This window comes from Mesorhizobium maamorense (assembly GCF_044998965.1).
Lineage (GTDB): Bacteria > Pseudomonadota > Alphaproteobacteria > Rhizobiales > Rhizobiaceae > Mesorhizobium.
On the sequence record NZ_CP173356.1, the window covers coordinates 5436248 to 5463238 of the forward strand.

General features: G+C 64.3%; 29 protein-coding genes and 1 pseudogene. 11 read left to right on the top strand and 19 right to left on the bottom strand.

What is annotated here, in order from left to right:
- Window positions 1-16 precede the first annotated feature (16 nt).
- The 3 genes from ACIU1A_RS27230 to ACIU1A_RS27240 all read left to right on the top strand — a co-directional run bounded on the left by ACIU1A_RS27230 (window position 17) and on the right by ACIU1A_RS27240 (window position 3291).
- Window positions 17-886, top strand: coding sequence for a carbohydrate ABC transporter permease (locus ACIU1A_RS27230; RefSeq protein WP_140554801.1), 870 nt, complete (start codon window positions 17-19; stop codon window positions 884-886).
- On the top strand, window positions 883-1707 hold the full coding sequence (locus tag ACIU1A_RS27235) for a carbohydrate ABC transporter permease (RefSeq protein WP_140554800.1): 825 nt from the start codon (window positions 883-885) through the stop codon (window positions 1705-1707). The genes ACIU1A_RS27230 and ACIU1A_RS27235 overlap by 4 nt, the downstream gene beginning before the upstream one ends.
- 78 nt (window positions 1708-1785) lie before the next feature.
- Window positions 1786-3291 carry a M81 family metallopeptidase gene (locus tag ACIU1A_RS27240; protein ID WP_404925713.1) on the top strand — a complete coding sequence of 502 codons (1506 nt, stop codon included), beginning with the start codon at window positions 1786-1788 and terminating at the stop codon, window positions 3289-3291.
- Here the strand turns inward: ACIU1A_RS27240 and ACIU1A_RS27245 are convergent, their stop codons facing one another.
- The 6 genes from ACIU1A_RS27245 to ACIU1A_RS27270 all read right to left on the bottom strand — a co-directional run bounded on the left by ACIU1A_RS27245 (window position 3292) and on the right by ACIU1A_RS27270 (window position 8556).
- Window positions 3292-5346: a M3 family metallopeptidase gene (locus ACIU1A_RS27245; protein ID WP_404925714.1), complete on the bottom strand. Its 2055-nt coding sequence runs from the start codon at window positions 5344-5346 to the stop codon at window positions 3292-3294.
- An 85-nt stretch (window positions 5347-5431) separates the two neighbouring features.
- Window positions 5432-5866 carry a nuclear transport factor 2 family protein gene (locus ACIU1A_RS27250; RefSeq protein ID WP_140492488.1) on the bottom strand — a complete coding sequence of 145 codons (435 nt, stop codon included), beginning with the start codon at window positions 5864-5866 and terminating at the stop codon, window positions 5432-5434.
- Window positions 5863-6507 (bottom strand): carbonic anhydrase, encoded by a 645-nt coding sequence (locus ACIU1A_RS27255; protein WP_140492485.1) that lies wholly within the window; start codon window positions 6505-6507, stop codon window positions 5863-5865. The genes ACIU1A_RS27250 and ACIU1A_RS27255 overlap by 4 nt, the downstream gene beginning before the upstream one ends.
- A 138-nt stretch (window positions 6508-6645) precedes the next feature.
- The gene (locus ACIU1A_RS27260) at window positions 6646-7416 is read right to left on the bottom strand and encodes a DUF429 domain-containing protein (protein WP_404925715.1); all 771 of its coding nucleotides are present in this window, start codon (window positions 7414-7416) and stop codon (window positions 6646-6648) included.
- Window positions 7413-8297 carry a pyridoxal kinase PdxY gene (gene pdxY / locus ACIU1A_RS27265; RefSeq protein ID WP_404925716.1) on the bottom strand — a complete coding sequence of 295 codons (885 nt, stop codon included), beginning with the start codon at window positions 8295-8297 and terminating at the stop codon, window positions 7413-7415. The genes ACIU1A_RS27260 and pdxY overlap by 4 nt, the downstream gene beginning before the upstream one ends.
- A gap of 7 nt (window positions 8298-8304) precedes the next feature.
- Window positions 8305-8556 carry a hypothetical protein gene (locus tag ACIU1A_RS27270; RefSeq protein WP_404925717.1) on the bottom strand — a complete coding sequence of 84 codons (252 nt, stop codon included), beginning with the start codon at window positions 8554-8556 and terminating at the stop codon, window positions 8305-8307.
- A 163-nt stretch (window positions 8557-8719) separates the two neighbouring features.
- Between ACIU1A_RS27270 and ACIU1A_RS27275 the strand changes: the two genes are divergently transcribed.
- From ACIU1A_RS27275 to ppa, 5 genes are all read left to right on the top strand, one after another.
- The gene (locus tag ACIU1A_RS27275) at window positions 8720-9355 is read left to right on the top strand and encodes a LemA family protein (RefSeq protein ID WP_404925718.1); all 636 of its coding nucleotides are present in this window, start codon (window positions 8720-8722) and stop codon (window positions 9353-9355) included.
- 51 nt (window positions 9356-9406) lie between these two features.
- Window positions 9407-10216 carry a YgcG family protein gene (locus ACIU1A_RS27280; RefSeq protein ID WP_181165206.1) on the top strand — a complete coding sequence of 270 codons (810 nt, stop codon included), beginning with the start codon at window positions 9407-9409 and terminating at the stop codon, window positions 10214-10216.
- A gap of 8 nt (window positions 10217-10224) precedes the next feature.
- On the top strand, window positions 10225-10863 hold the full coding sequence (locus ACIU1A_RS27285; RefSeq protein WP_140524615.1) for a TPM domain-containing protein: 639 nt from the start codon (window positions 10225-10227) through the stop codon (window positions 10861-10863).
- Window positions 10864-10979: 116 nt separating this feature from the next.
- The gene (locus tag ACIU1A_RS27290; protein WP_140492466.1) at window positions 10980-11486 is read left to right on the top strand and encodes a GNAT family N-acetyltransferase; all 507 of its coding nucleotides are present in this window, start codon (window positions 10980-10982) and stop codon (window positions 11484-11486) included.
- Window positions 11487-11676: 190 nt separating this feature from the next.
- Window positions 11677-12210: an inorganic diphosphatase gene (gene ppa, locus ACIU1A_RS27295; RefSeq protein WP_140492463.1), complete on the top strand. Its 534-nt coding sequence runs from the start codon at window positions 11677-11679 to the stop codon at window positions 12208-12210.
- Window positions 12211-12224: 14 nt separating this feature from the next.
- Here ppa and ACIU1A_RS27300 read toward each other — a convergent pair whose 3' ends face one another.
- The 5 genes and pseudogenes from ACIU1A_RS27300 to ccmA form a co-directional block, all read right to left on the bottom strand.
- Window positions 12225-12806: a DsbE family thiol:disulfide interchange protein gene (locus ACIU1A_RS27300; RefSeq protein ID WP_140492460.1), complete on the bottom strand. Its 582-nt coding sequence runs from the start codon at window positions 12804-12806 to the stop codon at window positions 12225-12227.
- A complete protein-coding gene (gene ccmD, locus ACIU1A_RS27305; protein ID WP_140492264.1) occupies window positions 12803-12976 on the bottom strand; it encodes a heme exporter protein CcmD in 174 nt (57 codons plus the stop codon). The genes ACIU1A_RS27300 and ccmD overlap by 4 nt, the downstream gene beginning before the upstream one ends.
- Window positions 12973-13122, bottom strand: a complete 150-nt coding sequence (locus ACIU1A_RS27310) for a hypothetical protein (RefSeq protein WP_181170857.1) — start codon at window positions 13120-13122, stop codon at window positions 12973-12975. Before ACIU1A_RS27310 ends, ccmD begins: the two co-directional genes overlap by 4 nt.
- Window positions 13109-13774 carry a heme exporter protein CcmB gene (gene ccmB, locus ACIU1A_RS27315; protein ID WP_140492261.1) on the bottom strand — a complete coding sequence of 222 codons (666 nt, stop codon included), beginning with the start codon at window positions 13772-13774 and terminating at the stop codon, window positions 13109-13111. Before ccmB ends, ACIU1A_RS27310 begins: the two co-directional genes overlap by 14 nt.
- A gap of 227 nt (window positions 13775-14001) precedes the next feature.
- Window positions 14002-14577, bottom strand: a pseudogene (gene ccmA, locus ACIU1A_RS27320) (heme ABC exporter ATP-binding protein CcmA); the annotation flags it as partial.
- 284 nt (window positions 14578-14861) lie between these two features.
- Here ccmA and acnA point away from each other — a divergent pair.
- On the top strand, window positions 14862-17552 hold the full coding sequence (gene acnA / locus ACIU1A_RS27325; RefSeq protein WP_404925719.1) for an aconitate hydratase AcnA: 2691 nt from the start codon (window positions 14862-14864) through the stop codon (window positions 17550-17552).
- 38 nt (window positions 17553-17590) lie between these two features.
- Here the strand turns inward: acnA and ACIU1A_RS27330 are convergent, their stop codons facing one another.
- Window positions 17591-18268: a ceramidase domain-containing protein gene (locus ACIU1A_RS27330; RefSeq protein WP_140580206.1), complete on the bottom strand. Its 678-nt coding sequence runs from the start codon at window positions 18266-18268 to the stop codon at window positions 17591-17593.
- Window positions 18269-18448: 180 nt separating this feature from the next.
- On the opposite strand from ACIU1A_RS27330, the gene ACIU1A_RS27335 reads away from it, so the two are divergent.
- Window positions 18449-19264 (top strand): thioredoxin family protein, encoded by an 816-nt coding sequence (locus ACIU1A_RS27335; RefSeq protein ID WP_140580207.1) that lies wholly within the window; start codon window positions 18449-18451, stop codon window positions 19262-19264.
- A 91-nt stretch (window positions 19265-19355) separates the two neighbouring features.
- Here ACIU1A_RS27335 and ACIU1A_RS27340 read toward each other — a convergent pair whose 3' ends face one another.
- The 6 genes from ACIU1A_RS27340 to ACIU1A_RS27365 form a co-directional block, all read right to left on the bottom strand.
- On the bottom strand, window positions 19356-20741 hold the full coding sequence (locus ACIU1A_RS27340; RefSeq protein ID WP_404925720.1) for an NAD(P)/FAD-dependent oxidoreductase: 1386 nt from the start codon (window positions 20739-20741) through the stop codon (window positions 19356-19358).
- 124 nt (window positions 20742-20865) lie between these two features.
- On the bottom strand, window positions 20866-21978 hold the full coding sequence (locus tag ACIU1A_RS27345; protein WP_140662687.1) for an ABC transporter ATP-binding protein: 1113 nt from the start codon (window positions 21976-21978) through the stop codon (window positions 20866-20868).
- On the bottom strand, window positions 21975-22772 hold the full coding sequence (locus tag ACIU1A_RS27350; RefSeq protein ID WP_140514017.1) for an ABC transporter permease: 798 nt from the start codon (window positions 22770-22772) through the stop codon (window positions 21975-21977). Before ACIU1A_RS27350 ends, ACIU1A_RS27345 begins: the two co-directional genes overlap by 4 nt.
- A complete protein-coding gene (locus tag ACIU1A_RS27355) occupies window positions 22772-23635 on the bottom strand; it encodes an ABC transporter permease (RefSeq protein ID WP_140879440.1) in 864 nt (287 codons plus the stop codon). Before ACIU1A_RS27355 ends, ACIU1A_RS27350 begins: the two co-directional genes overlap by 1 nt.
- A gap of 22 nt (window positions 23636-23657) precedes the next feature.
- Window positions 23658-24728 (bottom strand): extracellular solute-binding protein, encoded by a 1071-nt coding sequence (locus ACIU1A_RS27360; RefSeq protein ID WP_181165196.1) that lies wholly within the window; start codon window positions 24726-24728, stop codon window positions 23658-23660.
- Window positions 24729-24763: 35 nt separating this feature from the next.
- Complete coding sequence (locus ACIU1A_RS27365) at window positions 24764-25426, bottom strand: helix-turn-helix domain-containing protein (RefSeq protein ID WP_404925721.1); 663 nt, start codon at window positions 25424-25426, stop codon at window positions 24764-24766.
- Between the two features lie 536 nt (window positions 25427-25962).
- Between ACIU1A_RS27365 and ACIU1A_RS27370 the strand changes: the two genes are divergently transcribed.
- Window positions 25963-26349, top strand: coding sequence for a DUF2794 domain-containing protein (locus ACIU1A_RS27370; protein ID WP_140514020.1), 387 nt, complete (start codon window positions 25963-25965; stop codon window positions 26347-26349).
- A gap of 39 nt (window positions 26350-26388) precedes the next feature.
- Here ACIU1A_RS27370 and ACIU1A_RS27375 read toward each other — a convergent pair whose 3' ends face one another.
- Window positions 26389-26970: a GNAT family N-acetyltransferase gene (locus tag ACIU1A_RS27375; RefSeq protein WP_404925722.1), complete on the bottom strand. Its 582-nt coding sequence runs from the start codon at window positions 26968-26970 to the stop codon at window positions 26389-26391.
- Window positions 26971-26991: the final 21 nt, after the last annotated feature.

The window sequence follows — 26991 nt, forward strand, 5'->3', positions numbered from 1 at the left end:
CGGTACAAACCAGCCGATGCAAAATCGTTTCCTGCCTTATCTGCTGACCTTGCCCAGCCTGTTCCTGGCGGCAATCGTGATCTTCTGGCCGGTCTGGGACCTGATCCAGATCGCAACTCATGACGTCAACCGTTTCGGCCAGCTGCGCGAATTCAGCGGTCTTGCCAATTTCGCCGCCCTCACCGCCGATCCCGATTTCGTCGCCGCACTGTGGCGCACGGGGATATGGACCGTGCTGGTGGTTGGCGGCGCGCTGCTTCTGTCGATCCCGGTCGCGATCATCCTCAACACCGATTTTTACGGCCGCGGCCTTGCCCGCGTCATCATCATGCTGCCCTGGGCGGTGTCGCTGACCATGACGGCGGTGGTCTGGCGCTGGGCGCTGAGCGGTGAAAGCGGCATGCTGAATTCGGCGCTGCTCGGGCTCGGCCTTATCGATCACAATGTCCAATGGCTGGCCAGCGCCGAGACGGCGTTCCCGATGCAGGTGCTGATCGGCATATTGGTGACGGTGCCGTTCACCACGACGATCTTCCTTGGCGGCCTGTCTTCGATTCCGGACGATCTCTACGAGGCCGCTGCGCTCGAAGGAGCGACGCCGGCACAGCAGTTCCGCGAAATCACCTTTCCGCTCCTGAAACCGTTCATCAACATCGCCATCGTGCTCAACACCATCTACGTCTTCAATTCCTTCCCGATCATCTGGGTAATGACGCAGGGCGGGCCGGCCAATTCGACCGACATCCTGGTCACCCACCTCTACAAGCTCGCCTTCCGCATCGGCAAACTGGGCGAGGCTTCCGCCGTGTCGCTGGTGATGTTCGCCATATTGCTGGTCTTCACCATGATCTATGTGCGCCTCGCCATGCGGGAGCAGCGCGTATGAGGAGCAAGCTGAAACGTACCGTCATCGCCTGGCTGCTGCTGGCGCCTTTGATCGTGGTGACGGTCTTCCCCTTCGCGGTGATGTTCCTGACCGCGGTCAAGCCGCGGCAGGAGGTGTTGTCACCGACCTGGTGGCCGAGCGAATTCCGCTGGTCGAATTTTGCCGACATGTGGGTGGCGACCGGCTTCGGCCGGGCGCTCGCCAATTCGCTCTATGTCTCGGTGATCGCCACCGTCGGCGCCATCCTGATCTCGGTGCCGGCGGCCTATGCTATGTCGCGCTTTCGTTTTGCCGGCTATGGCGCCTTCCGCCAGTTCCTGCTGATCTCGCAGATGATCTCGCCGATCGTGCTGGTGCTGGGCCTGTTCCGGTTGATGGCCGCCTGGGGGCTGGTCGAATCGACGACCGCGCTCGGCTTCATCTACATGGCCTTCAACGTCGCCTTCACCGTGTGGATGCTGCAGAGCTATTTCGACACCATCCCGCGCGATCTCGAGGAGGCGGCCTGGATGGAAGGCGCCGGCCGCTGGCTGACGCTGCGCAAAGTGTTCCTGCCGCTCTGCCTGCCGGCCATTGCCGTCACCGCCATCTTCACCTTCATCAACGCCTGGAACGAATTCGTCGTGGCGCTCACCATGCTGCGCAGCCAGGAGAGCTACACGCTGCCGATCCAGGTGTTCTCGCTGGTCGCCGGGCGCTACACCATCGAATGGCACCACGTCATGGCCGCCACGCTGCTGGCGACGCTGCCGGTGGCGATCCTGTTCATCTGGCTGCAGCGCTACCTCGTGCGGGGGCTGGCGCTCGGAGCCGTCAAATAGCAATTCCATGAGAAAGTATATGGCGGTTTTTCAGTCCGGAATTGCGAGAGCGAAGAGTAACCTGTCCACGGAGCTTTCATGCGCATCTTCACCGCCTCGCTGGCGACGGAAACCAACACCTTCTCGCCGGTGCCGACCGACAGGGCATCGTTCGAGATGGCCTTCTATGCCGGGCCGGGCAAGCATCCGGAGACGCCGACGCTGTGCTCCTCGCCGATCGTCGCGCTGCGCCGGCGCGCGGCCGCAAAGGGATTGACCGTCATCGAGGGCACCGCCACCTGGGCCGAGCCCGGCGGGCTGGTGCAGCGGCAGACCTACGAGGCGCTGCGCGACGAGATTCTGGGCCAGCTCCGAGCAGCGCTGCCGGTCGAGGCCGTCATTCTCGGCCTGCATGGCGCCATGGTGGCGCAGGGCTATGACGATTGCGAGGGCGACCTGCTCGAACGGGTGCGCGAGATCGTCGGGCCTGGCGTGGTGATCGCCTGCGAGTTCGACCCGCACAGCCACCTGACGCCGAAGCGCGTGGCAGCGTGCGACGTCATGGCTTATTTCCTAGAATTCCCGCACACCGATTTCTACGAACGCGGCGAACATGTCATCGAGCTTGGCCTCGCCGCGGCGCGCGGGGAGATCAAGCCCGTCATCTCGACCTTCGACTGCCGCATGATCCAGGTGCTGCCGACCAGCCGCGAACCGATGCGCTCCTTCGTCGACCGCATCAAGGCGCTGCACGGCAGGGACGGCGTGCTGTCGGTCTCGGTCATCCATGGCTTCATGGCGGCGGATGTGCCCGAAATGGGCACGCGCATCCTCGTCGTCACCGACAATGACAAGGCCAAGGGCGACGCGCTGGCCGAAACGCTGGGCCGCGAGCTCTACGCGATGCGCGAAAAGACGGCGATGACGATGCTGAGCGCCGGCGATGGCATCGATCGGGCGCTGGCGGTGCACGCTGAAAAGCGCGGCAGGCCGGTGGTCATCGCCGACATCTGGGACAATCCGGGCGGCGGCGTGCCGGGTGACGGCACCATCGTGCTGCGGGAGCTTTTGGCCCGCGGCATCGACAATGTCGGCGTGGCGACGATCTGGGATCCGGTCGCCGTGACCTTCTGCCGGGCCGCGGGCGAGGGCGCCGTCATCGACCTGCGTTTCGGCGGCAAGGCCGGTCCTCAGGCCGGCGAGCCGATCGACGCCCGCGTCACAGTGCTGAAAGTTCTCGCCGAAGGTTGGCAGAGCTTCGGGCCGAGCCGGGTGACGCTCGGGCCCGCCGCGTTGATCCGCATCGAGGGCACCGAGGTCGACATCATCCTCAACACCAACCGCACGCAGACCTTCGAGCCGGACATTTTTTCCAACATCGGCGTCGATCCGCTGGCCAAGGACATGCTGCTGATCAAATCGACCAACCATTTCTACGCCGGCTTCGAACCGATCGCCGCCGAGATCATCTATCTCTCGGCGCCGAGCGCGTATCCCAGCAATCCGGCGGTGACGGATTACAGGAGACTGAAGCGGGCGATCTGGCCAAGGGTGGCGGATCCCTGGAAGCAGCCGATCTCCCCCACAAGGGGGGAAATTGGCTGATCACACCAGCCCCCGCTTCACCATCATGGCTTCCGGCGACGGCATCTTGCCGCGAAACGCGGTGTAGAGTTCTTCCGGATCCTTCGAGCCACCGGCGGCATAGATGTTCTTTCTCAGCCGCTCGGCCAGCGCGGGATTGAAGGGGTCGCCCGTCTCCTCGAAAGCGGCGAAGGCGTCGGCGTCGAGCACTTCCGACCACATGTAGGAATAGTAGCCGGCCGAATAGCCCTCGCCGGCAAAGACATGGCCGAAATGCGGGGTGCGGTGGCGCATGGCGATGGTGTCGGGCATGTCGAGTTTTTCAAGCGTTTCGGCTTCGAAACGAAGCGGCTCCTGCGGGGCATCCGGCCGCGCGTGGTAGGCCATGTCGATCAGCGCCGAGGCGGTGAATTCGACAGTGGCGAAGCCGGCCCCGAAGGTGCGCGCCGCCAGCATCTTGTCGAGCAGCGCCTTTGGCATCGGCTTGCCGGTCTTGACGTGCAAAGCGTGCTTTTCCAGCACCGCCGGCACGGTCAGCCAATGCTCATAGAGCTGCGACGGCAGTTCGACGAAATCGCGGCTGACGGAAGTGCCCGACACCGAAGGCCAGGTGACGTCGGTCAGCATGCCGTGCAGGGCATGGCCGAATTCATGGAACAAGGTCTTCGCCTCGTCCACCGACAGCAACGCCGGCTCGCCCACGGGCGGCTTGGCGAAATTCATGATGTTGTAGATGATCGGCCTTGCACCGCGACCCAGGCGGTAGCCTGATTTCAGTGCGCTCATCCAGGCCCCGGAGCGTTTCGACGGCCGCGCGAAATAGTCGGCCAGGAACAGGCCGCGCTCGCTGCCATCGGCATTCTTCACCACGAACACACGCGCGTCCGGATGCCAGGCGGCAATGCCTTTCCTCTCTTCGAAGGTGATGCCGAACAGTCTTGTCGCGACGTCGAAACAGGCATCGATGATCCGGTCGAGCTGGAGATAGGGCTTCAATTCCGCCTCGTCGAAGGCGAATTTCTCCGCGCGCAGCTTTTCCTGGTAGAAACGCCAATCCCAGGCGACGAATTCTTCGTTGCTGCCGGCTTCCGCCGCCAGCCGTTCCAACTCCTTCTGGTCGGCGGCGGCCTTTTCCAGCGCCTTTTCCCAGACGGGATCGATCAGGTCGTGCACCGCCTTGGGCGTCTTGGCCATGGTGTCATCGAGCTTCAGCGCCGCGAAGGAGCCGTAGCCGAGCAGCTTCGCCTTCTCGGCGCGCAGCTTCAGCATGTCGCGCACCACGGCCGTGTTGTCGGTCGCGCCGCCATTCTGGCCGCGCATGGTGAAGGCGCGGAAGGCGATCTCTCGCAAGTCGCGGCGCTCCGAGAAGGTCGAGAACGGCTCGTAGATCGAGCGCGACAAGGTGACGGCGTAGCGGCCTTTCTGGCCGCGCATCTCGGCGGCTTCGGCCATCGAGCTCTTCACGAAATCCGGCAGTCCGGCCAGGTCGGCCTCGTCCAGGAACAGCGCCCAGTCGCGCTCGTCGGCAAGCACGTTCTGGCCGAAGCTGGTGCCGAGCGACGACAGTTCCTCGTTGATCCCTGCCAGCCGCTTCTTGCCCTCGGCGTCGAGTTTCGCGCCCGAGCGGACAAAACCCTTCCAGGTCTTTTCCAGCACCCGCAGCGTCTCGGCATCGAGCTTGAGCGTCTCGCGGCGCTGGTAAAGATCGTCGATGCGGGCAAAGAGCCTTTCATTCATCGAGATCGTCGAGAAATGCCTCGACATCCTTGGCGAGATGTCGCGCTCCAGCGTCTGGATATCCTCGTTGGTGTGGGCCCCGGCACGGCACCAGAAGATCGACGAGACATGGTCGAGCGCTTCGCCGGCGAGCTCCAGGGCTTGAAGCGTGTTCTCGATGGTCGGCGTATCCTCGTTCGCGGCGATGGCCTCGATCTCGGCCTCATGCGCCTTCAGCGCCGCGTCGAAGACGGGTGCGAACTCGTCGTCGCCAAATCGGGCGAAATCGGGCAGGCCGAGTGGCCCTTGCCACGTGGTCAGCGGATGGGCGGCGAGGTCGACGGCTTTCGTGGCGGGCATGGATTGTCTTTCGGGCTGGCAGGTCGGGAGGGGCTGAAAGCACCGATGTAGGGCGCTCGTCCGGCGCGCGCAACAGCGCTGCCGGTCAGTAGGCTTCGCAGCTTTCCGCAAGCGCTTTCTGCGTGCTGGCCGTGATGCGGTCGCCCGCTATGGCGAAGGTCTCATGCATCAGCATGTCGTTGTCGGGGAAGTCGTAGCAGGCGATCACCGTGGTGACGCCGCCTTCGTTCTTCTCGATCCGGTGTCGGATAGCGGCACCAGCAACCGCACCTTTCCATTCGTCGAGCGAGGCGATGAACTCCTGCTTTCCCTGCACGATGCCGAGGTCGTCGAGTTCGATGCGCACATTGTCGGCGAGCAGGTCGGAAAGTTCGGTGCGGTCGGCGACCAGCAGGGCCGAATACCAGCGGCTGATGATGGCGCCGTCATCGGCGCGGGCGGCCATTATCGCCATCAGCAGTGCGGCGGCGGTGAACATGACCGGCCGGATGTTCATTGCCTGGCGTGCCGTTTCGGTCACTCCAGCACCGGGCGCTCGAAATCGCCGGTCTCCTTGTTCATCACCCAGAGCTCGCCGGTCGAAATGTCGAACCAGGCACCGTGCAGCGACAGCCGCCCCTTGCCCTCAAGGATCGAGACGCAGGGAAAGGTCCTGAGATTGGCGAGGGAATAGCGGATCGAGATGCGCTCCAGCGCCGTCTGGCGCTCCGTCGCAGTCATGAAGGTGCTGGCCGACACGGTCTCGGCGGCCGGCGCGATCAGGCTCATCCATTTGCCGATGAAGTCGCCCGGCGACAGCGGCGCGGAATTGGCGTCGAGCGCGGCACGGATACCGCCGCAGCGGCCATGGCCCATGACAACGATGTTCTTGACCTTGAGGCTCTGCACCGCGAATTCGAGCGCGGCCGAGGTCGAGTGGAACTCGCCGTCCGGCTCGTAAGGCGGCACCAGATTGCCGACATTGCGCAGCACGAAGAGTTCGCCGGGCCCTGCGTCGAAGATCGCCTCGGGTGCCGAGCGGGAATCGCAGCACGCGACGATCATGGTTTCCGGCGCTTGCCCCTCCCGGGCGAGCTCGCGATAGCGGCCGCTCTCGGTGAGATAGCGACCGTTCATGAAATTGCGGTAGCCGGCAAGAAGGTGGTCGGGAAGGTGAGGCATGGGCGGCTTTCCGGGTTGGAGGCGGCAGCTCGTTGCGGTCGAGAAAACGCTCTAGCGGTAAAAGCCCGTCGCGAGCAATGCAGAATTGTGGGGTTGGTGAGAAATGCCCTGCGTCAGGCGCAAAGCTGGGCAATGTTGTCACGCCCAGATGGCGACCGGTATGCCAAAGCCGTCGGTAAGTGGCGGGTCGGGAAACGGCCGTGCCGTGCCGGCGGCGATGCGGCCGGCGATCAGCATCATCGCCGCCGCATCGAGGAAATCGTCGGCGGCCGCACCGCGCGGCGGCGCCTGATCGAGGAAGTCTATGGCATAGCCGTGCCGGCTAAGCAGCGCCTTGCGTTCCGCCATGCCGGCCGGATTGATGCTGCCCTTGAGCTTCTTCGGCAGCAGCATGGCCTGCCCGCCGTTGAGCCGACAGAAAGCCACTTCCGGATGCGATTCGAAGACGCGGCCACGCAGTTCGGGCCGCGAGATCAGCAACGTATCGATCTCGCGTATTTTGCCAAAGATGCCGAATGCCTGGATCGAAACGCCGCGCGGCGGATCGGATGTCGTCCTGGCCACGTCGCTCGCCCGGCGATGCGCGGCGTACCAGGCTTCGATCGAAGTGAACTCGGCGGTATCGGCGTAGAGTGCCGCACGAGAGGGGATCGAGAAGACGCTGGATTGGCGTGGCCCGAGCAGCGACCTGACCTGCGCCTCCGGTCCGCGCCCGCCCTTGCTCGAAAATTCAGGCAGGCCGATCGGCATGTCGACGGCGACGATCGCGTCGTCGGGAACCGCAGCGAGCAGCATGGCGAAGCTGGCGAAAATTTCGACGGAGGGCAATGAGCCGGGTGCACGTCGAACGACGATCCAGCCGGCCTTGCAGCCGTCGACGCCGGCAACAACGACTTCGGCCGATGTCACGCGCGGCGGTCCCGCCCCGGATGCGTGAGATGGCGAAGCTGCACCATCGCCATCGGGTGCGACAGGCTCTGCGCATCGGTTTCGAGCTGCAATTCGTCGCCGCCGCGTTTGGCCGTGCGCGCCAGGATCTCGTAGACCGCCGCCGTCGTCGATTGCAGCGCCTTGATCGCCGGCTGGCCGGAGAGGATGCGCGCCAGGTAGACCGCCGCTGTCAGGTCGCCCAAACCGTTCGGCGGCCTGTCGATGACGCGGTGCTCGGCGAGCAGCGCCTGGCTGCCGTCGAGCAGAAGATTCCCGGTGCCGCCTGAAATCATGGACGGCGCCGAGGTGACCAGCATGGTTGAAGGCCCCGCATGGAGCGCCGCGGCCATCACCGACTTCAGGTCGGGCAACGGCACGCCGGCCATCCATTCCAGCTCATAGCGGTTAGGGGTAGCAATGTCGGCGATCGGCATCAGCCGGTCGCGCATGGCGATCGCCGTCGGCTCCGGCACATAAAGCCCGCCCGAATCGCCCATCACCGGATCGCAGATATAGACGGCGTCGGGCGTCCTCGCTTTGATCGCGGCGACCAGCGAGGCGACGGCTTCGGCCTGGCCGGCTTCGCCGAGATAGCCCGACAGCACCGCCCCGACCTCGCCCAGCCACGGCGCGCGCTCCAGATCGGCCATCAATGCCATGAACTGATCGAGCGGCGGCACGATGCGGGTCGCGCGCCCATGGCCGGGATGCCAGGGCAGGATGATTGTCGGCACCGCCCATACCGGGAAACCCAGCGATTCCAGCGCAAAGACGGCGGCGCGATTGCCGACCGAACCGCGTGCGACATGGCTGGAAATGACGATGACCGCGCGCGGCGCGTCGGCTTGCTCGGTGCTCATTGGATTCCTAACTGCCCCGGGCGAGGAAAAGCACGAGCCAGGCCATCAGGCCCAGCGCCAGGAGCAGGCCAAGTATCCGGCCAATGCGCGTGCCCCAGACTTCGATCGGGTCGGCGCGGTCGGCATCGGCCGCCGCAACGTGGTCGCGCACGGCCTTCGCGGTCCGCGCCGCGAGCGAAGTGGCGGCCGGATCGGTCTCGCGCGCGACGCGCTCGAGGATGCGGCGCGATTCGGTGTCGCTGTCCTGGCGCTGCGCCATGATGCTGTCCTGTTTCGTGGCGACCTTAGCGCGTTCGCCCCGTCAATTACAGCGTCTTGCGACCGACCGTAATGCCATCGGCAACCGTCTGCGCCGAGGTCGTTTTCTTGCGCGCCGATTGTGGTAATGCTTCGCATGCAACTTCTACCGAGGGGGACCGATCATGTTTGCCCAGCGCCTTGCTTTCCCGACATTCCGCACGCTGCCCGCCTTGCTGGTGATGGCCGTCATGCTGCCGCTGCTTGCCGGCTGCGGCTACAACACCATCCCGACGGCGGAGGAAAACGCCAAGGCGGCGTGGAGCGAGGTGCTGAACCAGTATCAACGCCGCGCCGACCTCATCCCCAACCTGGTCGAGACGGTCAAGGGCTACGCCTCGCACGAAAAGGACACGCTCGACGCCGTGGTCGAGGCGCGCGCCAAGGCGACGCAGGTCACGGTAACGCCAGAGACGTTGAAGGATCCCGAAGCCCTCAAGAGGTTCCAGGATGTCCAGGCAGGGCTGACCAGCGCGCTGTCGCGGCTGCTCGCTGTGTCGGAGGCATACCCGGACCTGAAGGCCAACCAGAACTTCCTGGCGCTGCAGGCGCAGCTCGAAGGCACCGAGAACCGCATCGCGGTGGCGCGGCGTGACTACATCCAGGCGGTCAGGGACTACAATCTGACGCTACGGACCTTCCCCTCGGTGCTGTGGGCGACGTTCTGGTTCCGCGGCAACGAGCCCTTCGCCAATTTCACGGTCGAGGAGGACAAATTGCAGACGCCGAAGGTCGATTTCGGCACGAAACAGGGCGGATGATTGCCGGATTCCGACGTGGTGATCCTGCTCGCCAATGAGGGACGACGCGCCATGTATCGCGTCGCTGTCCTGCTCCTCGTTCTCGTGGTGCCATTTGCGGCCCTCGCCGCCGAGCTCCCGGCGCTGACCGGCCGTGTCGTCGACAATGCAGGCATCATCGATGCGGCGACCAGGGCGGCACTGACGCAGAAGCTTGCCGATTTCGAGACGAAAGGCTCCGATCAAATCGTCGTCGCCACCATCCCCAGTCTCGGCGGCGAGGAGATCGAGCCCTATGCCAACCGGCTGTACCGGTTCTGGAAACTCGGCCAGGCGAAGGAGAACAACGGCGTGCTGCTTCTGGTCGCGCCGAACGACCGCAAGATGCGCATCGAGGTCGGCTACGGGCTGGAAGGCACGCTGACCGACCTGCACACCAAGCTGATCATCGAAAACGACATGGTGCCGGCCTTCCGTGCCGGCGATTTCTCCGGCGGCATCACCAAGGCCGTCGACGACATGATCATGGTGCTCAACGGCAATCCCGAGGAGCTGGAAGCACGCGGCAAGCGCAACCAGCAGGCGCCGTTCAATTCCGACGATTTGTTCTTCGCCATCTTCATCGGCATCTGGGCGCTCATCTTCTTCGGCAGCATAGCGGCCTCGGTGTTGCCGCCGATCTTCGGCCAGAAGATCGGTCCCGGCCGTTACCGCTGGCTCGGCATGACGTTCGAGCCGAGCCGGCGATCGTCGGGTGGCGGCTGGTCGTCAGGTGGCGGCGGCTGGTCGGGCGGCGGCGGCTGGTCCTCCGGCGGTAGCGGCGGTGGTTTCTCCGGCGGTGGGGGCTCTTCCGGCGGCGGCGGCTCTTCTGGAAGCTGGTGAGAGGGATCATGGCGATACGACCGATCAGCCCGCAGGACCATGAGCGCATCGCCGGGGCGATCCGCGCCGCCGAATCAAGGACCGACGGCGAAATCTACTGCGTGGTGGCGCATGCCAGCGGCAACTACTTCTTTCCGGCTGCCTTCGTGGCGGCTCTCGCCACGCTGCTGGTCAGCCTCGCCGTCGCCTATGGGCTCGAGGCCTGGTGGCTCACCATCCGTCTGCCGCACTTCGTCATTGCCCAGCTTCTGGCGCTGGCCTGCTTTCTTTTGCTGTTATGGGCCTTTCCGGGGCTGCGCATCCATATGGTGCCGAGACGGCTGCGCTATCAGACCGCGCATGACAACGCACTGAAGCAGTTCCTGGCCCGCAACGTCCACCGCACGACCGCGCGCACCGGCGTGCTGGTGTTCGTCTCGGTCACCGAGCGCTACGCCGAGGTGGTCGCCGATTCAGGCATTGACGCCAAGGTCGGCCAGCATGTCTGGGATGATGTGGTGCGCGAGCTTACCGCACATGCCGGCGACGACCGGCTTGCCGACGGCTTCGTCAAGGCGATCCAATCGGTTGGAGCGGTGCTCGCCGAGCACTTCCCGGTGACGTCGGGCGACACCAACGAGCTCGACGATCATCTGGTCGAGATTTGAGCTCCACCGACAGCCTCGAACGCGCATTGCGCAGGCGATGACGGCCTGTGAGAAAGCGTCCTCCGGACTGCCCGGACTCTTGCATTCGAGCGATGCGGGTTTATGGTTAACAAATCATGAATACGCTGAGCATCGATATCCGCAAAGCCGAATCGCGCGACGCCGCGGCGATCGCCGACGTGCATTTGCAGGCTTGGCGCGGCGCCTATAGCGGCATCATCCCGCACCGCACCCTGACATCGATGATCAACCGTCGCGGCGCCGACTGGTGGGCCAATGCCATCCGCCGCGCCGCTACCGTCCTGGTGATCGAGATCGGCGGCACGGTTGCCGGCTACGCCACGATCGGCAAGAACCGGGCCCGCGAACTCAAGCAGCAGGGCGAGATCTATGAATTGTACCTGCGGCCGGAATATCAGGGCATCGGGCTCGGCAGCCGGCTTTTCAAGGCGGCACGGGCGCGGCTTGCCGACCACGGATTGAAGGGCACGGTGGTGTGGGCGCTGGAAGACAATCAGAACGCGCTCGCCTTCTATTCCGGCGCCGGCGGCCGCGATATCGCCGAAGGCGTCGAGATATTCGAGCAGAAGGCGCTGAAGAAGGTTGCTTTCGTCTGGGAATGACCGGCGAGGAACGATCGCGTAAGCGGCGCGAAGCGCAACCTACGCAATCACGACACTGAAACATCTTCTGCTAATGATTGAACGCATTGAATGCCATTGCGTCTTGCTGGGCGTTCTTGAGCACCATTCGCCGCATTGCACCATTTTGCGCCGCCCGCTATCGGTCTGCCAATCGAGAGAGGGATAAGTCATGCGTATTGAAGCCATCGCCACCGGAAAGAATCCGCCCGAGGACGTCAACGTCATCATCGAGGTGCCGATCGGCGGCGAGCCGATCAAATACGAGATGGACAAGGAGGCCGGCACGCTGTTCGTCGACCGTTTCCTGCACACCTCGATGCGCTATCCCGGCAATTACGGCTTCGTTCCGCACACGCTGTCTGGCGACGGCGATCCGATCGACGTGCTGGTCTGCAACACGCGCGCGCTGGTGCCCGGCTGCGTCATCAATGTGCGGCCGATCGGCGTGCTGATCATGGAAGACAATGCCGGCCAAGACGAGAAGGTCATCGCCGTGCCGTCGCCGAAGCTGACGTTGCGTTACGAGAACGTCACCGAATACACGCAGCTGCCCGAGATCACCCGCGATCAGGTGCAGCACTTCTTCGAGCACTACAAGGATCTCGAACCCGGCAAATGGGTCAAGATCGAGGGCTGGCACGATTCCAAATACGCCAAGAAGATGATCGTCGACGCGATCGAGCGGGCCAAGGCAAGCAAGTAGGCCGGCCAGTCGCCTCAGTTCGGCGCGGCCAGCGCCTTCTCGATCTGCGGCAACAGCAGCGTCCGAGCCGTCTCGGCCGTCAGCGGGCCGACATGCTTGTAGGCTATTTTGCCGTCCTTGCCGATGACGAAGGTTTCCGGCACGCCATAGACGCCCCAGTCGATCGCCGTGCGGCCGGCCTCGTCGACGCCGATCGCCTGGAACGGATTGCCGAGATCGCCGAGGAATCGGCGGGCGTTTTCCGGCCGGTCCTTGTAGTTCAGCGCCGCCATGGTGAAGCGCCTGTCCTGCGCCAGCCCCAAAAGCACCGGGTGCTCTTCGCGGCAAGGCGCGCACCATGAGGCGAAGACGTTGACCAGCGTCACCTTGCCGGCAAACGATTTCGAATCGAGTCCCGGCAGGTTCGTGCCGTCCAGCGGGGGCAGGTTGGTCGGCGGCGCCGGCAGGCCGATCAGCGCCGACGGCACCTCCGAAGTGTCGCGCCCCGACAGGAGCTGCGCCAGGAACAGCCCCGCCAGCCCGAGGAAGACCAGCAGCGGCAACAGCACGAACAGGCGGCGCCGGGCCGGCGCCGGCGTTGGCATATCCGTGCTCATGACACGCGCTCCCCGCCCTTGTCGGAGCGTCGGCGCACGCCCGCCGCCTCGAGTTCGGCCAGTTCGCGCTTGCGGGCCCGTTGATCGAGCAGGATCCAGCCGATCAGCCCGGCCAGCGCAATCGCCGTGACGGCATAGGCGGCGGTGACGTAGAGCGCATGCGGGCTCATGCCGTCCACCTCGTCGGCATGCCGCCCGCCAATTCGATCCTTCCGCCGTGCTCGATCATGCCTTCCCTTAGCCCCGCGCCGGTGACCGCGCAATTGGCCGCCGCGCCGCAGCCCTTGCCGGTCATGGCCGCCTCAATCCGTGCCATGGCGCAGCGCCAGCGCCGCCGCCAGCGGTCCGAGCACGGCAAGAAACAACGTCAGCGCGGCAAGAATGAGGAAAGGCTGCAGGAACGGATCGGGATTGGCCGTCGCGCCGTAACTCGCCGAAACCCCGAAGATCAGCACCGGGATGGTCAGCGGCAGCACCAGCACCGAAATCAGGAGTCCGCCGCGCGGCAGCGCCACCGCCACCGCCGCGCCGACGGCGCCGATGAAAGTGATCGCCGGCGTGCCGACCAGCAGCGTAAGCGCCGTGGCGCCGATGGCGACCGGCTCCATGTTCATGAACAGGCCGAGCAGGGGCGCGGCGACCACCAGCGGCAGCACGCTGCCCGCCCAATGGGCCAGGCATTTGGTGAGCACCGTCAGCGCCAGCATGTGGCGGTCGTTGCCAAGCACCAGGAGATCGAGCGAGCCGTCCTCGCGGTCGGCCTGGAACAACCGGTCGAGGCCGAGCAAGCAAGAGAGCAGTGCTCCGATCCACAGGATCGCCGGGCCGATGCGGGCTAGCAGTCTCAGGTCCGGCCCGACGCCGAAGGGAATGGTGGCGATCACGGCGAGGAAGAAGATCACGCCCGTCAGCGCCCCGCCGCCGGCCCGAATCGAAAGGCGGATATCGCGGAGGAGGAGGGCTAGCATGATATGAGATACTCGCGCTTGAGCGCCCCCCTCTGTCCTGCCGGACACCTCCTCCGCAAGGGGGAGATCGGATGTCACCCCGGCCTTCGCCGATTTTCAACGTTGGAAAGCGGGCGAGGCGCCGAAGCTGCCAATCTCCCCCTCGAGGGGGAGATGTCCGGCAGGACAGAGGGGGCGCCGTAGAGTGCCGTCATCAAAAGGCCTGCCCCATCCTCAACGCCTGCGCCCCCCTCGATCCCGAGCGGCAGATGCGTTGCCGCGACGATCATCCCACCATCCGCACAATGCCCCCTCATCAATCCCGCGAATCGCGCCTCCGAATCCCTGTCCAGACCCGCCGTCGGCTCGTCGAGCAGCCAGATCGGTCGGTGGCTGACCAGCAGTTTCGCAATCGCCGCGCGTCGTCTTTGCCCGGTCGAGAGATAGCCGAACGGCAGATGGCCGATGCCGCCCAGTCCGACCGTCTCCAGCGCCTCCTCGACGCCGAAGGATCCACCGCCGTTGAAGTCGCGCCAGAAGCGCAGGTTTTCCGTCACGCTGAGCGCCGTTTTCATTGCGTTCTGATGGCCGAGATAGTGGCAGGCCGAAGCGATCGACGGAAATTCATCGCCGCCGCCCTCGATCAGCAAATTGCCTTCAGCCTTCGGCAGCAGTCCGGCGACGATCCTGAGCAAGGTCGATTTGCCTGATCCGTTCGGCCCGGTGACGACAAGCGCCTGGCCTTGATCGAGCTCAAAGCCAATGCCCGAAAACACCGTCTCGCCGCCGCGTTCGCCGCCCAGATTTTCGGCGATAAGCCGCATCCCTCGCCCGCCCTGAAACAATCCGCCTCGGCCCCTGCCGCATCGCACAAATTTGCTTTTTAACTGTCTAGAACTATTCCAGAAAATTCTCTATATGCGGTGCATCCGTGCCAGCGGTCGGCGCGGGAACAGAACTAGCGCCGAACCAGCGCACGCGCCGCCTTGAACGGCTCGGGTTGCTTGGGAGCGGACAGCGGAAATGGCCGTACCCGCACCTTTGCGCGTGATTGCATGCCATCGGCGTCCGTTCCCTTTCAGGCTGAACAGACAAGGACGGATCGCACGTGTCAAAATCCCTCGACAGTTTCAATTGCCGCCGCACGCTGAAAGCGGGCGACGCCGAATATACCTATTTCGACCTCGTCGAGGCCGAGAAGAACGGGCTCACCGGCATCGCCCAATTGCCTTATTCGATGAAGGTTCTGCTGGAGAACCTTCTGCGCAACGAGGACGGCCGCTCCGTCACCAAGGACTCGATCAAGGCCGTCGCCGGCTGGCTGACCGACAAGGGGACGGCCGGCGTCGAGATTGCCTATCGCCCTGCCCGCGTCCTGATGCAGGATTTCACCGGCGTTCCGGCGGTGGTCGACCTGGCGGCGATGCGCGACGCCATGGCCTCGCTCGGCGGCGACCCGCAAAAGATCAACCCGCTGGTGCCGGTCGACCTCGTCATCGACCATTCCGTCATTGTCGACGAGTTCGGCTCGCCGATGGCCTTCGCGCGCAATGTCGAGCTCGAATATGAGCGCAACGAGGAACGCTACAAGTTCCTGAAATGGGGCCAGCAGGCGTTCCGCAATTTCCGCGTCGTGCCACCCGGTACCGGCATCTGCCATCAGGTCAACCTCGAATATCTCGGCCAGGTGGTGTGGACCAACACCGAGGACGGCGAAACATCAGCCTATCCCGACACCTGCGTCGGTACCGATTCGCACACCACCATGATCAACGGCCTCGGCGTACTCGGCTGGGGCGTCGGCGGCATCGAAGCCGAGGCGGCCATGCTCGGCCAGCCCGTCTCCATGCTTTTGCCCGAGGTCATCGGCTTCCGCCTCACCGGCAAGCTGAAGGAGGGCGTCACCGCCACCGACCTCGTGCTCACCGTCACCCAGATGCTGCGCAAGAAGGGCGTCGTCGGCAAGTTCGTCGAATTCTTCGGCCCCGGTCTCTCCAACATGACGCTGGCCGACCGCGCCACCATCGGCAATATGGCGCCTGAATATGGCGCCACCTGCGGCTTCTTCCCGGTCGATAGCGAGACCATCCGCTATCTCACAATGTCGGGCCGCGAGGAAAGCCGCATCGCGCTGGTCGAAGCCTACTCCAAGGCGCAAGGCATGTGGCGTGACGCAGGCTCCGCCGACCCGGTCTTCACCGACTTGCTGGAGCTCGATCTCGGCGACGTCGTGCCGTCGATGGCCGGCCCGAAGCGCCCAGAGGGCCGCGTCGCGCTGGAAGGCATCCCGGCCGGCTTCGTCAAGGCTATGGACACCGAATACAAGAAGGCGGCTGAAATCTCGAAGCGCTACGCCGTCGAAGGCACCGGCCATGATCTCGGCCATGGCGACGTCGTCATCGCCGCCATCACCTCCTGCACCAACACCTCGAACCCGAGCGTGCTGATCGGCGCCGGCCTGCTCGCCCGCAACGCCAATCGCCTCGGCCTCAAGCAGAAGCCCTGGGTGAAGACCTCGTTGGCGCCAGGCAGCCAGGTGGTCGCCGAATATCTCGAGAAATCCGGCCTGCAGAAGGAGCTCGACCAGATCGGCTTCAACCTGGTCGGCTTCGGCTGCACCACCTGCATCGGCAATTCCGGCCCGCTGCCGGCGCCGATCTCCAAGACCATCAACGATAAGGGTTTGATTGCCGCCGCGGTGCTTTCCGGCAACCGCAACTTCGAGGGCCGTGTCTCGCCCGACGTGCAGGCCAACTATCTCGCCTCGCCGCCGCTGGTCGTGGCGCACGCGCTGGCCGGCACGGTGACGAAAGACTTGACTACCGAGCCGCTCGGCGAGGACAGGAACGGCAAGCCGGTCTACCTCAAGGATATCTGGCCGAGCTCGGCGGAAATCCAGGAATTCATCGAGAAGAACGTGACGCGCGAGCTGTTCGCCCGCAAATATGCCGACGTCTTCAAGGGCGATGAGAACTGGCAGAACGTCAAGGCGCCGGAAGGCCAGACCTATGCCTGGGACGACAATTCCACCTATGTGCAGAACCCGCCCTATTTCGCCGGCATGACCACGGGCTTCGGCAAGATCGGCGACATCAAGGGCGCCCGCGTGCTGGGCTTGTTCGGCGACAAGATCACCACCGACCACATTTCGCCAGCGGGCTCGATCAAGGCCGCATCGCCGGCCGGCAAATACCTTACCGAGCATGGCGTCGGCGTTGCCGACTTCAACCAGTACGGCACGCGCCGCGGCAACCATGAGGTGATGATGCGCGGCACCTTCGCCAACATCCGCATCCGCAACCACATGCTGGGCGAGAATGGCAGGGAAGGCGGCCACACCATCCATTACCCGTCGAAGGAAGAGGAATCGATCTACGACGCGGCGATGCAATACAAGAAGGAAGGCGTGCCGCTGGTCATCTTCGCCGGCGTCGAATACGGCAACGGCTCGTCGCGCGACTGGGCGGCCAAGGGAACGAATCTCCTTGGTGTCCGCGCGGTCATCGCCCAGTCCTTCGAGCGCATCCACCGCTCCAACCTGGTCGGCATGGGCGTCATCCCCTTCGTCTTCGAGGAAGGCACCTCATGGGCTTCGCTCAACCTGAAAGGGGATGAGCTGGTCGAGATCGACGGCCTGGACGCCCTCAAGCCGCGCCAGAAGATGGAAGCCAGGATCACCTATGGCGACGGCACGGTGAAGAAGGTGCCGATCATCTGCCGCATCGATACGCTTGACGAACTCGACTACTTCAAGAACGGCGGCATTTTGCAGTACGTGTTGCGCGATCTTGCCGCGTAGCGGCAAGGGAGTAGGGCTTAGGCAGTAGGAAATAGGACCTACTGCCTACTGCCTCGCTGTGGCGCGCCGTAGCGCGCCGCGGCGGCCAGCAGCACGCCCAGCATCAGCCCGTTGAGCAGGTGCCAGAGGAAGTGCGTGCCGAGCGGGAAGCTGGTGCAGACCAGCGGATCGACCATGCGGCAGATGACCGACAGCACGAAGATCGCCGATCCGGCCAGATTATACCAGCCGGCGCGATTGCCGCTGGCCGCCACCCAGACACCGAAGAAGGCGAGCGCCAGGAACGGCGGCAGGTAGCCTGTGGTGCCGTTCGACGCCTGGCGCAGCCAATCCGGTACGGCCAGAGTTATCGCTCCGACAACGGCATAGAAAACGACGAAGATCGCGATCGCCTTGCCCCATTCCAGGCGCAGGAAGCGGCGCAGGTTGAACAGCGTGTAGGCCAGCGTGAAGCCGGCGATCGGCACCACGTCTGCCCAGACCGTTCCCTTGGTAGCGAAGATGTGAAAGATCGTCGAGCCGACGCCGATCGCCACCACCCACCAGGCCAGGACCTCGGCGAAAATGCCGGTCCTGCATCGCCGCACTTCGCGGACGCCCCATAGTCCCGCGGCAATGAAAGCCAGGTTGGTCAAAGCATTCACCGGCTCGGCCCAAAGTTCAGGACCCGTTCGCTCGCAATAGAGATCGACTGGAGCCAGGAAACTTTGCCACATGATGATGATCCCGCCCCCGAATCGAACCGCCGGTTGAAATGCAGTGGGCTTCTCCTATTGCCGCCCTACCCAGGCTTGCAATGGCAAAATTTCACCGCAACGTGACTTCCCGTTGACTTCCGGTTCTGCCACATATTTCAGCCAATCAAAACAAAGCCGGCATCACCGGCGGGAATTGGAATGGTCATGGCCTCGCGTAGATCATTGTGGCTGGCAGCGTTCGCGCTGGCCTTCTCGGCGTTTGCCGGTGCCGGGCACGCCGGCGAGTCCGGCAGGCTCCCGGCCGACAAGCCCCAGGGCGACAGGCCCGTGGGCGTGGTCGAGCTGTTCACCAGCCAAGGCTGCAGTTCCTGCCCGCCTGCCGACGCCTTCTTCTCCGAACTTGCCGCCAGGCAGGATCTTGTCGCGCTCTCCTATCACGTCGGTTATTGGGATTATCTCGGCTGGCGGGACACGCTGAGCAGCAAGGAAAACACCGAGCGGCAATATGAGTATATGCGGGCCTTCGGCAACCGCTCAGTCTATACGCCGCAGGCGGTCATCAACGGCCGGGTCCATGTGAACGGCGCCAATCGCGGCGAGGTCGATGGCCAACTCGCCCGCATGGCAAGGATCGGCGAAGACATGCGGGTCGCCATCAAGGTCAGCCGGACCAGCGACCGCGTCATGATCGATGCCGGCGATGGCGGGACCGGTCCCAGCGATGCTCATGTCGTCATCGTCTATTTCGAGCCGCCGCAGACGGTCACGATCGGCCAGGGCGAGAACACGGGCCGCAAGATGACCTATTGGAACGCGGTGACCGGCATCCAGACAGCGGGCATCTGGCACGGCAAGGCGCAGCGCTACGAATTGCCGATGAGTGAGATTTCCAAGAAGGGCGGCTGCGCCGTGCTTTTGCAGTCCGTCGGCAAGGACGGCCTGCCAGGGCCCATCCTGGGCGCCGCCTTCATTCACCGCCCCGGTTCCGATGCGCCGTTCGATCGAAGGCTCTGAAGCGCGCCGCCGAAAACGGAAATGATGCGACGCGCTGTCGGTCTCCATTCCTGCCTGTCGACCAAACGGAATCGCGTTTGAGTGACCTGCCTCAATGGCCGGTCAGGCGATCAGCGAAAGCGGCGAGGCGCGACGTCCGCCCCAGGCCGTTTGCCTCCCGCCGGTCGGCGATGCGGTAGAGCTGGTACATGGCGTGGACGCCGAGCCAGCGCAGCGGCTCCGGCTCCCATTTCTTCACCGTGCGGTTGACCCAGGGCAACCGGGTCAGCTCCGTGTCGTGTCCGAGCACCAGGTCGCGCAAGGTGCGGCCGGACAGGTTCGAACTGGAAACGCCGAGCCCGACATAGCCGCCGGCCCAGCCCATGCCGCTTTCGCGATCGAAGCCGCACGTCGTGCACCAGTCGCGCGGCACGCCGAGCGTGCCGCACCAGGCATGGTCGAGCCGCACGCCTTTGGTCTGCGGCAGCAGCCTGGTCAGGATCTCGTGCAGCTGGTCGATGGTCGCCTGTTGTGTCTTGCCGCGCGTGTCGGTGCGCGATCCGAAGCGGTAGGGCACGCCCCGGCCGCCCATGGCGATCCGGCCTTCCCGCGTGCGCTGCGCATAGCAGTAGGTATGCGCGGCATCGCCCAGCACCTCGTAGCCGCTCCAGCCGATTTCGTCCCAGAGCTTCTGCGGCAGCTTCTCGGTCACCACGATGGCGCTGTTCAGCGGCAGCCAGAGACGCTCGTAGCCGGCAATGCCGGCGGTGAAGCCCTCGGTGGCGCGCACGATCTTTTCGGCGCGCACGACGCCGCGGTCGGTGGTGACCTTGCCCTTCTCGAGCGCCAGCACCTGCGTCTGTTCGTAGATGGCGACGCCGAGCCGCGCGACCGCCGCCGCCAGACCCTGCACCAGCTTGGCCGGCTGCACGCGCGCGACGTCGCGCACGACGAAGGCGCCCAATACATTGTCGATGGCGATGCGCTCGCGCGCTTCCTGCGCACCGAGGAAGGCCAACCGCTCCGGCGGCATTTCCCAGTGCCGGGCCTCTTCGTACTCGGCTTTGGCGCGCTCAAGCTGCGCGGCGTTGGTGGCGACGGTGATGTTGTCGACGCGGCGGATGTCGGCGTCGATCCCTTCGGCAGCGGCAATCGCGATCACCTCGTCGACCGTGCCGGACATGGCGCGCTGCATGTCGATCACCGCCCCGCGCGAGGAGGTTTTTGCATATTTCTCGCGCGACCAGCTGAAGCCGCCGGACAGCCATCCGCCATTGCGGCCCGAGGCACCGAAGCCGGCGAACTCCTTTTCGACGATGGCGATGCGCAACGCGGGCTCTGCCTTCTTCAGATAATAGGCCGTCCACAGTCCGGTATAGCCGGCGCCGACGATGCAGACATCGGCCTCGATGTCGCCGGGCAGGTGCGGGCGGCTGGCCGGCGGGCCGCCTATGTCGGCATACCAGAACGACACGTCGCCATTGCGCTGGGCTTGCATCTTGTGATCCGTTCTCCGTGCGATTCCAGAAAAGTGTGGAGCGGTTTCCCGTCCGGAACTGCGTTCAAAACCAAGAGAGGAGGCGGCCCCGTCGTTTTCCATGGAACGGCGAGGTCGCTCTGTTTCAGGTAAGCGTCAGGTCGGCCTTGTCGTCATCGGCGAGCAGCTTCACGTCGCCGCCGGCGAAGAGCACGTCGACCTCGTCTCCAATGGCAAAGGTGTCCGCCTCGAGCGTCGATCGCACGATGGCTTTCGAGCCGTCGGCGAGCTCCACCTCGTATTTGGAGCCGGAGCCGAGATAGATGGCCTCGCCGATACGCCCGGCGAGCCGGTTGCGGCCATCCCCGCCGCCGCCGCGACGCGCAAGCGCCAGCTTTTCGGGACGCAGCAGCATCACCGGCTTGCCGCCATTGGCGAGACGCTTGGCGGTCGCCACTCTCTGGCCTGATATCTCGATCGCCGTCTCCTTGCCGGAAGTGGCGGCGGGGCCGCGCAGCACGGTGGAATCGCCGATGAACTTGCCGACGAAAAGCGTCGCCGGCTCGTCGTAGAGTTCGCGGCCGGTGCCGATCTGCTCGATGCCGCCGCGGTTGAACACGGCGATGCGGTCGGAGAGCACCAACGCCTCCTCCTGGTCGTGCGTCACATAGACGAAGGTGGTGCCGAGTTCGCGGTGGATGCGCTTGATCTCGAGCTGCAGCCATTCGCGCAGTTTCTTGTCCAGCGCGCCGAGCGGCTCGTCCATCAGCAGCAGCGGCGGATCGAAGACGATGGCGCGGGCCAGCGCCACGCGCTGCTGCTGGCCGCCCGAAAGCTCGCTTGGAAAGCGATGGCCGAAATCGGCCATCTTGACCATGTCGAGCGCGTGGCGGACGCGGCGTTCGCGTTCTGCCCCGGTGACGCCGCGCAGCTTCAGCGGATAGGCGACATTGCGGCCGACCGTCATGTGCGGGAACAGTGCATAGTGCTGGAAGACCACGCCGATGTTGCGCTTGTGCGCCGGCACGCCGACCACGCTCTTTTCCCCGACCAGCAGCTTGCCGCTGGTCAGGTCGGTAAAGCCGGCGATCACGTTCAGCGTCGTCGTCTTGCCTGAGCCGCTCGGGCCGAGCAGCGTCATGAATTCACCCGGCTCGATTCGCAGCGACACGCCGTCGAGCGCCTTGAAGGAACCATAGGCCTTGCTTACCGACTCCAGGTCGATCGCCGCACCACGATTTTCCGCTTTCCGATTCATAAGCCTCCCTTCCGCTCACGGCCAAGAAGCAGCATGCCGCCGCCGATCAGCAGTGTCGTTGCGCATAAGAGGATCGTGCCGACGGCCGCGACCGTCGGATCGGCGTCGCGCGTGATGGAAGCGAAGATCTGCACCGGCAACGTCTTGAGATAGGGATTGGTGATGAACAGCGACACGACGATCTCGTCGAAGGAGGTGGCGAAGGCGAACAGCAGGCCGGACAGTACCCCAGGGGCAATCAGCGGCAGCGTCACCGTGCGGAACGTGGTGAGCGAACCTGCGCCCAGGCTCGCCGCGGCTGTCTCCAGCCGCTTGTCGAACACTTCGAGATTGGCCGAAACGGCGATCAGCACGAAAGGCAGCGCAAGGATGGTGTGCGCCAGCACGAAGCCGAGCAGCGTGCCGACAAGCCGCGTGTCGAGATAGACGGCGTAGATGCCGATGGCCAGGACCACGCCCGGCACCACCATCGGCGTCAGCATCAGCATGCGCAGGAGGTTTGCCGGCCGCGCCTGCATGCGGTCGAGGCCGAAGGCGGCAAGGGTGCCGAGCACCGTTGCCAGAACCGCAACGATCGATGCGACCCTCAGTGAGTTGAGGAAGCTGGTCGACCAATCCGGATTGGTGACAAAATTTTCGTACCATTGCCAGGAGAAGCCCTGGGGTGGAAATGCCAGCGATTTGTTCTCGTTGAATGACATCGGCACCACGACGAGCGTCGGTGCCACCAACCATATGGCTACCAGCAGGCAGACAAGGCCCAGCATGAGGCGGGTAAGCGGCTTCATCTCCATCAGGGCCGCCCCGCTTGCCGATGGCTGGACCGCATCACGGGCGCGGCAAGCGCCAGCAGCACGAAGGTCGTGACGAGCAGCACCACGCCCATGGCGCCGCCCCTGCCCCATTGCAGGAGACTGAGCACCTGTGTCTGCACCAGCGTCGACAGCATCGTCGAGCGCGGTCCGCCGAGCAGGGCCGGCGTGATGTAGAAGCCGAGCGCCAGGATGAAGACGATGATCGCACCGGCATAGACGCCAGGCAGCGACAGCGGCAGATACACCGTGAGGAACGCGCGCGAGGGTCTCGCCCCGAGGCTCCGCGCGGCTTGCATCAGCCTGAGATCGATGCCTTTCATGACCGAATAGAGCGGCAGGATCATGAAAGGCAAAAGCACCTGCGCCATGCCGATGACCACGCCCGTCTGAGTGCGGATCAGCCTGATGCCACCGAACCCGAGCGCCCGCAGGATCGAGTTGATGACCCCCGAATCCTGCAGCAGTATCACCCAGGACAAAGTGCGTACCACGCCGCTCACCCAAAACGGGATCAACACACATAGCAGCAGCACCAAGCGCACGCGTGGTCGGACCGCGGTCATCAGATAGGCATAGGGATAGGCGCAAACCACGCAGACCAGCGTGACCCATGCTGAAATGAGGAAGGTCCGCCGGAGCACGGCTAGGTTGACGGGCGCGCCGAAGAACCAGATATAGTTCTGCAGGCCCCACTGCGGCTCCGACAGGCTGCGCACGACGATGGTGAGCAGCGGATAGCCAATCACCGCGAAGAGCAGGACCAGCGCCGGCAGCGCGAGCGCGAACGGCCGCCATGCCCGGCGCCTTTCGGCGGCCGGAATGGCTGGCTTGGACACGCTCACGGCCTTGGTCTCCCTCAGCCGGTCAGTTGCCGGACATCAGCGCGGACCACTTCTCCTGCGCCACCGCGAAGTTCGGGACCCAGAACTTGAAGTTCTGCTTGTAGCCCTGCTTCTGGCGTTCGGGCGTGTTGGTCAGGAAAGCGGAGACGGAAGCGTCGACCTTGGGCTGCGCTTCACTGTTGATCGGCGTGTAAGACGTTTGCTCCGTCAACACCTCCTGCGCGTGCTTGCCAAGATAGGCGTTGAGCAGCGCGTAGGATGCCTCCGTGTCCTTGGCGCCGACGGGGATCGTCATCTGATCCATCACCACCAGCCAGTCCTGCCAGGCCGGTGCGTATTTGGCGCCGTTCTTGACCGCGGTCATGGCGCGGCCTGTCCACATCATCAGCATGTCGGCCTCGCCGGATTCGGCGAGTTGCTGCGATTCTGCACCCGTCTTCCAGAAGATGGTATCGGGGCCCAGCTTGCGAACCACATCGATGGCCTTGTCGATATCGGCCACCGTCATCGCCTTGGGGTCCCCGCCGGCAACCTTGAACGCCTGTTCCAGCAAGCCACCGGTCGGGCTGCCGGAGCCGTCGATTCCGCGCACGCCGGGGAATTTCTGCGTGTCGAAGAAGTCGGCCCAGCTCTTGGGCGGATTGTCCTTGTACTTTTCGGTGTTGTACATCAGCACGACGCCGTAGTTCATCGCCGGCACCGAGCACTCGCCGACCTGGCCCTCGGGAATTTTCGAGACGTCGAGTTTGGTGAAGTCCAGCTTCTGGAACAGTTTGCCGCAATAGACATAAGGCGGCAGATCGTCGGTATCGACAACGTCCCATGTCACATTGCCGGACTCGACCTGCGCCTGCAGCTTGGCGATCTCGGTCGGGCCGTCATTGAGCAGCTTGACGCCCGACTTGTCGACGAACTCCTTGAGCGCCGCCGCCTGGCCGTCCTGGTAGATGCCGCCATAGGACACGAAGGTCAGCGTCTTGCCCTTCAGCGAGCCTTCGGCCACCTCCCCGGCAACTGGCTTCGATTGCGCGAGCGCGGCCGTGGCCGCCAGAAGCACGCCCAGGCACGCCGCATGTGCAAATTTCACTCTCATCTTCAACTCTCCCATTCCAGAGCTCGCATTTGTTCTCATTCACCCGGATGCGAGCGGTTTCCGGGCCTGTACCGATCGAGTTCGAGCGCGCCGGCGGTCGGCGGCGCGATGATCCAGAGCACCTCCGCCGGCGTGTCGCCGACATTGACCGTGCGGTGCGGCACCGAGGTCGCGTATTCGACGCTGTCGCCTTCGCGCATCAGATGGCGCTCGTCGGCAAGCGTCAGTTCGACGGTTCCCTTGAGCACCACGAACATCTCATGCTCGCCGCCATGCACATAGGCGTCGTCGCCGGTCGAGCCGCCGACCTCGAAATGCCCCGCATAAACCTCGAACTGATGGATCGGCCGCCGCGACAAAAGCATCTTGCGGCCTCGCACGCCGACGGGAACGACAGGTCGTTCCGCGCGCCTCAGCACCTTGTGCAACGGACGGCTGCTGCCCTCGAACAGGTCGTTGATGCCGAGATCGAGAGCGGCGGCGATCCTGAGCAGCGTGCCTGTGTTGGCGCCGCACAGATTGCGCTCGAGCTGGCTGATGAAGCTCGCCGTCGTGCCGGTCATGTCGGCCAACCGGCGCAGCGAGACGCGCCTTGCCATGCGCAGCGCCTTGATGCGGGGACCGACGCCGCCGGCCTCAAGGGTGGCCGCGACCGTGCCATTCACCTCTTTCACCGTGGAGTCCGATAAGCGTGGCATTGCCGCTCCCGTTTCACTTAACACCTTATTAAGTGGCGATAGCGTTGGCAAGCGCGGACGGCATGCCAAGATTTCGGCGCGCATCGATCCTGCCGGCCGCACCGGATCGGGCTGAAAACCGTCCTATGGCGGGAAATCCACCTTAGCGGCGATCCAGACATGAAAAAACCGACGTCAGCTTGCTTCTGACGTCGGTCATTTAGGTTTTGGGATCGTCGCACCCGGTCTTTCCGAGGAAAAACCGAGGTTGGTTCGATCCGACGCAGACCCGTGGGCGGGGGGCTTGGGGTTTACGAGCCGGTGCCGGACCGAACCGTCTCAGGCAACGCCGGTAAATTCGTCGGACATTGGGGCATGAGCGCGGATAAAAAATGGCGAGAATGTGGCGGAGCATCACCAATTCCAACATGTCGTTTGCAAACGTGACTGGACGCGACGGAAATGGCGCGGGTCCGCACCGCTTCGCCGGCACTTGCAATTCGATGGCGAAAGCGCCAACTTTGGTTGGCAAAGATTCATTTTTGAAGGATCGAGGCATGACCGATCATGGCGGCGGGACGGAGGATGGCGACGCATCCGCAATACTGATCCCGCTCCACGAGGCACGCCGCGCGCGCCTCGACCAGCCGGTGCGCTTCGAGCGGCGCGAACTGGACCAGATCCTGAAACTCTACGGGCGCATGGTCGCCGCCAATGAATGGCGCGACTACGCTATCGATCATCTCACCGACAGGGCCGTGTTTTCGGTGTTCCGCCGGGCCAGCGAGGTGCCGCTGTTCCAAATCGTCAAGGACCCGAAGCTGGCACGCAAGCAAGGCGCCTTCGCCGTCATCGCCGCGGGCGGCCGTATCCTCAAGCGCGGGCAGGAGCTTGGCCGCGTGCTCGGCGTCTTCGACAGCAAGCTGAAGCTGGTCGAGGCCTGAACCGCGGCGCAATTGCTCGGTTGACCTCAGTCTTGGCGCTCATCTAAGCCCTTGTTTTTCTTGGTGGAATTTCCGTTCCGGCAATGATTCCGGATCTGGCGGGGCGGATGCACCGCCGTTCAGCGCCAGTTGCATGAACACCGTGTCCAGCCAGCGTCCGTGCTTGTAGCCGGAGCCTTCGAGGCGGCCGGAATGACGAAAGCCGAGCTTTTCGTGCAGCTTGACGGAAGCGCTGTCGGGATGGCCATCGCCGATCACCGCGACGATCTGGCGAAAGCCCGCAGTCTCGGCGGCCGCGATCAGGCTTTGCATCAGTTTGAGGCCGACACCCTGGCCCTTGGCATCAGGCGCGACATAGACGGAGTCCTCGACGACAAAGCGATAGGCCGGGCGCGGCCGGAAGGGACCGGCATAGGCATAGCCGAGCACGGCGCCATCCTTTTCCGCCACAAGGTAAGGGAAGCCGCCGGCCTGGAGCGTGTCGAATCGCATGCCCATTTCGACGCGGCTTGGCGGCTCCAGCTCGTAGCTCGCCGTGCCGCGGGTCACAGCGTCGGCATAGATTTGCGTAATGGCGTCGAGGTCGGCCGCGCGCGCGGCCCGTATAACGATAGTGCTCATTCTTTATGCAGGCCTCTTTGT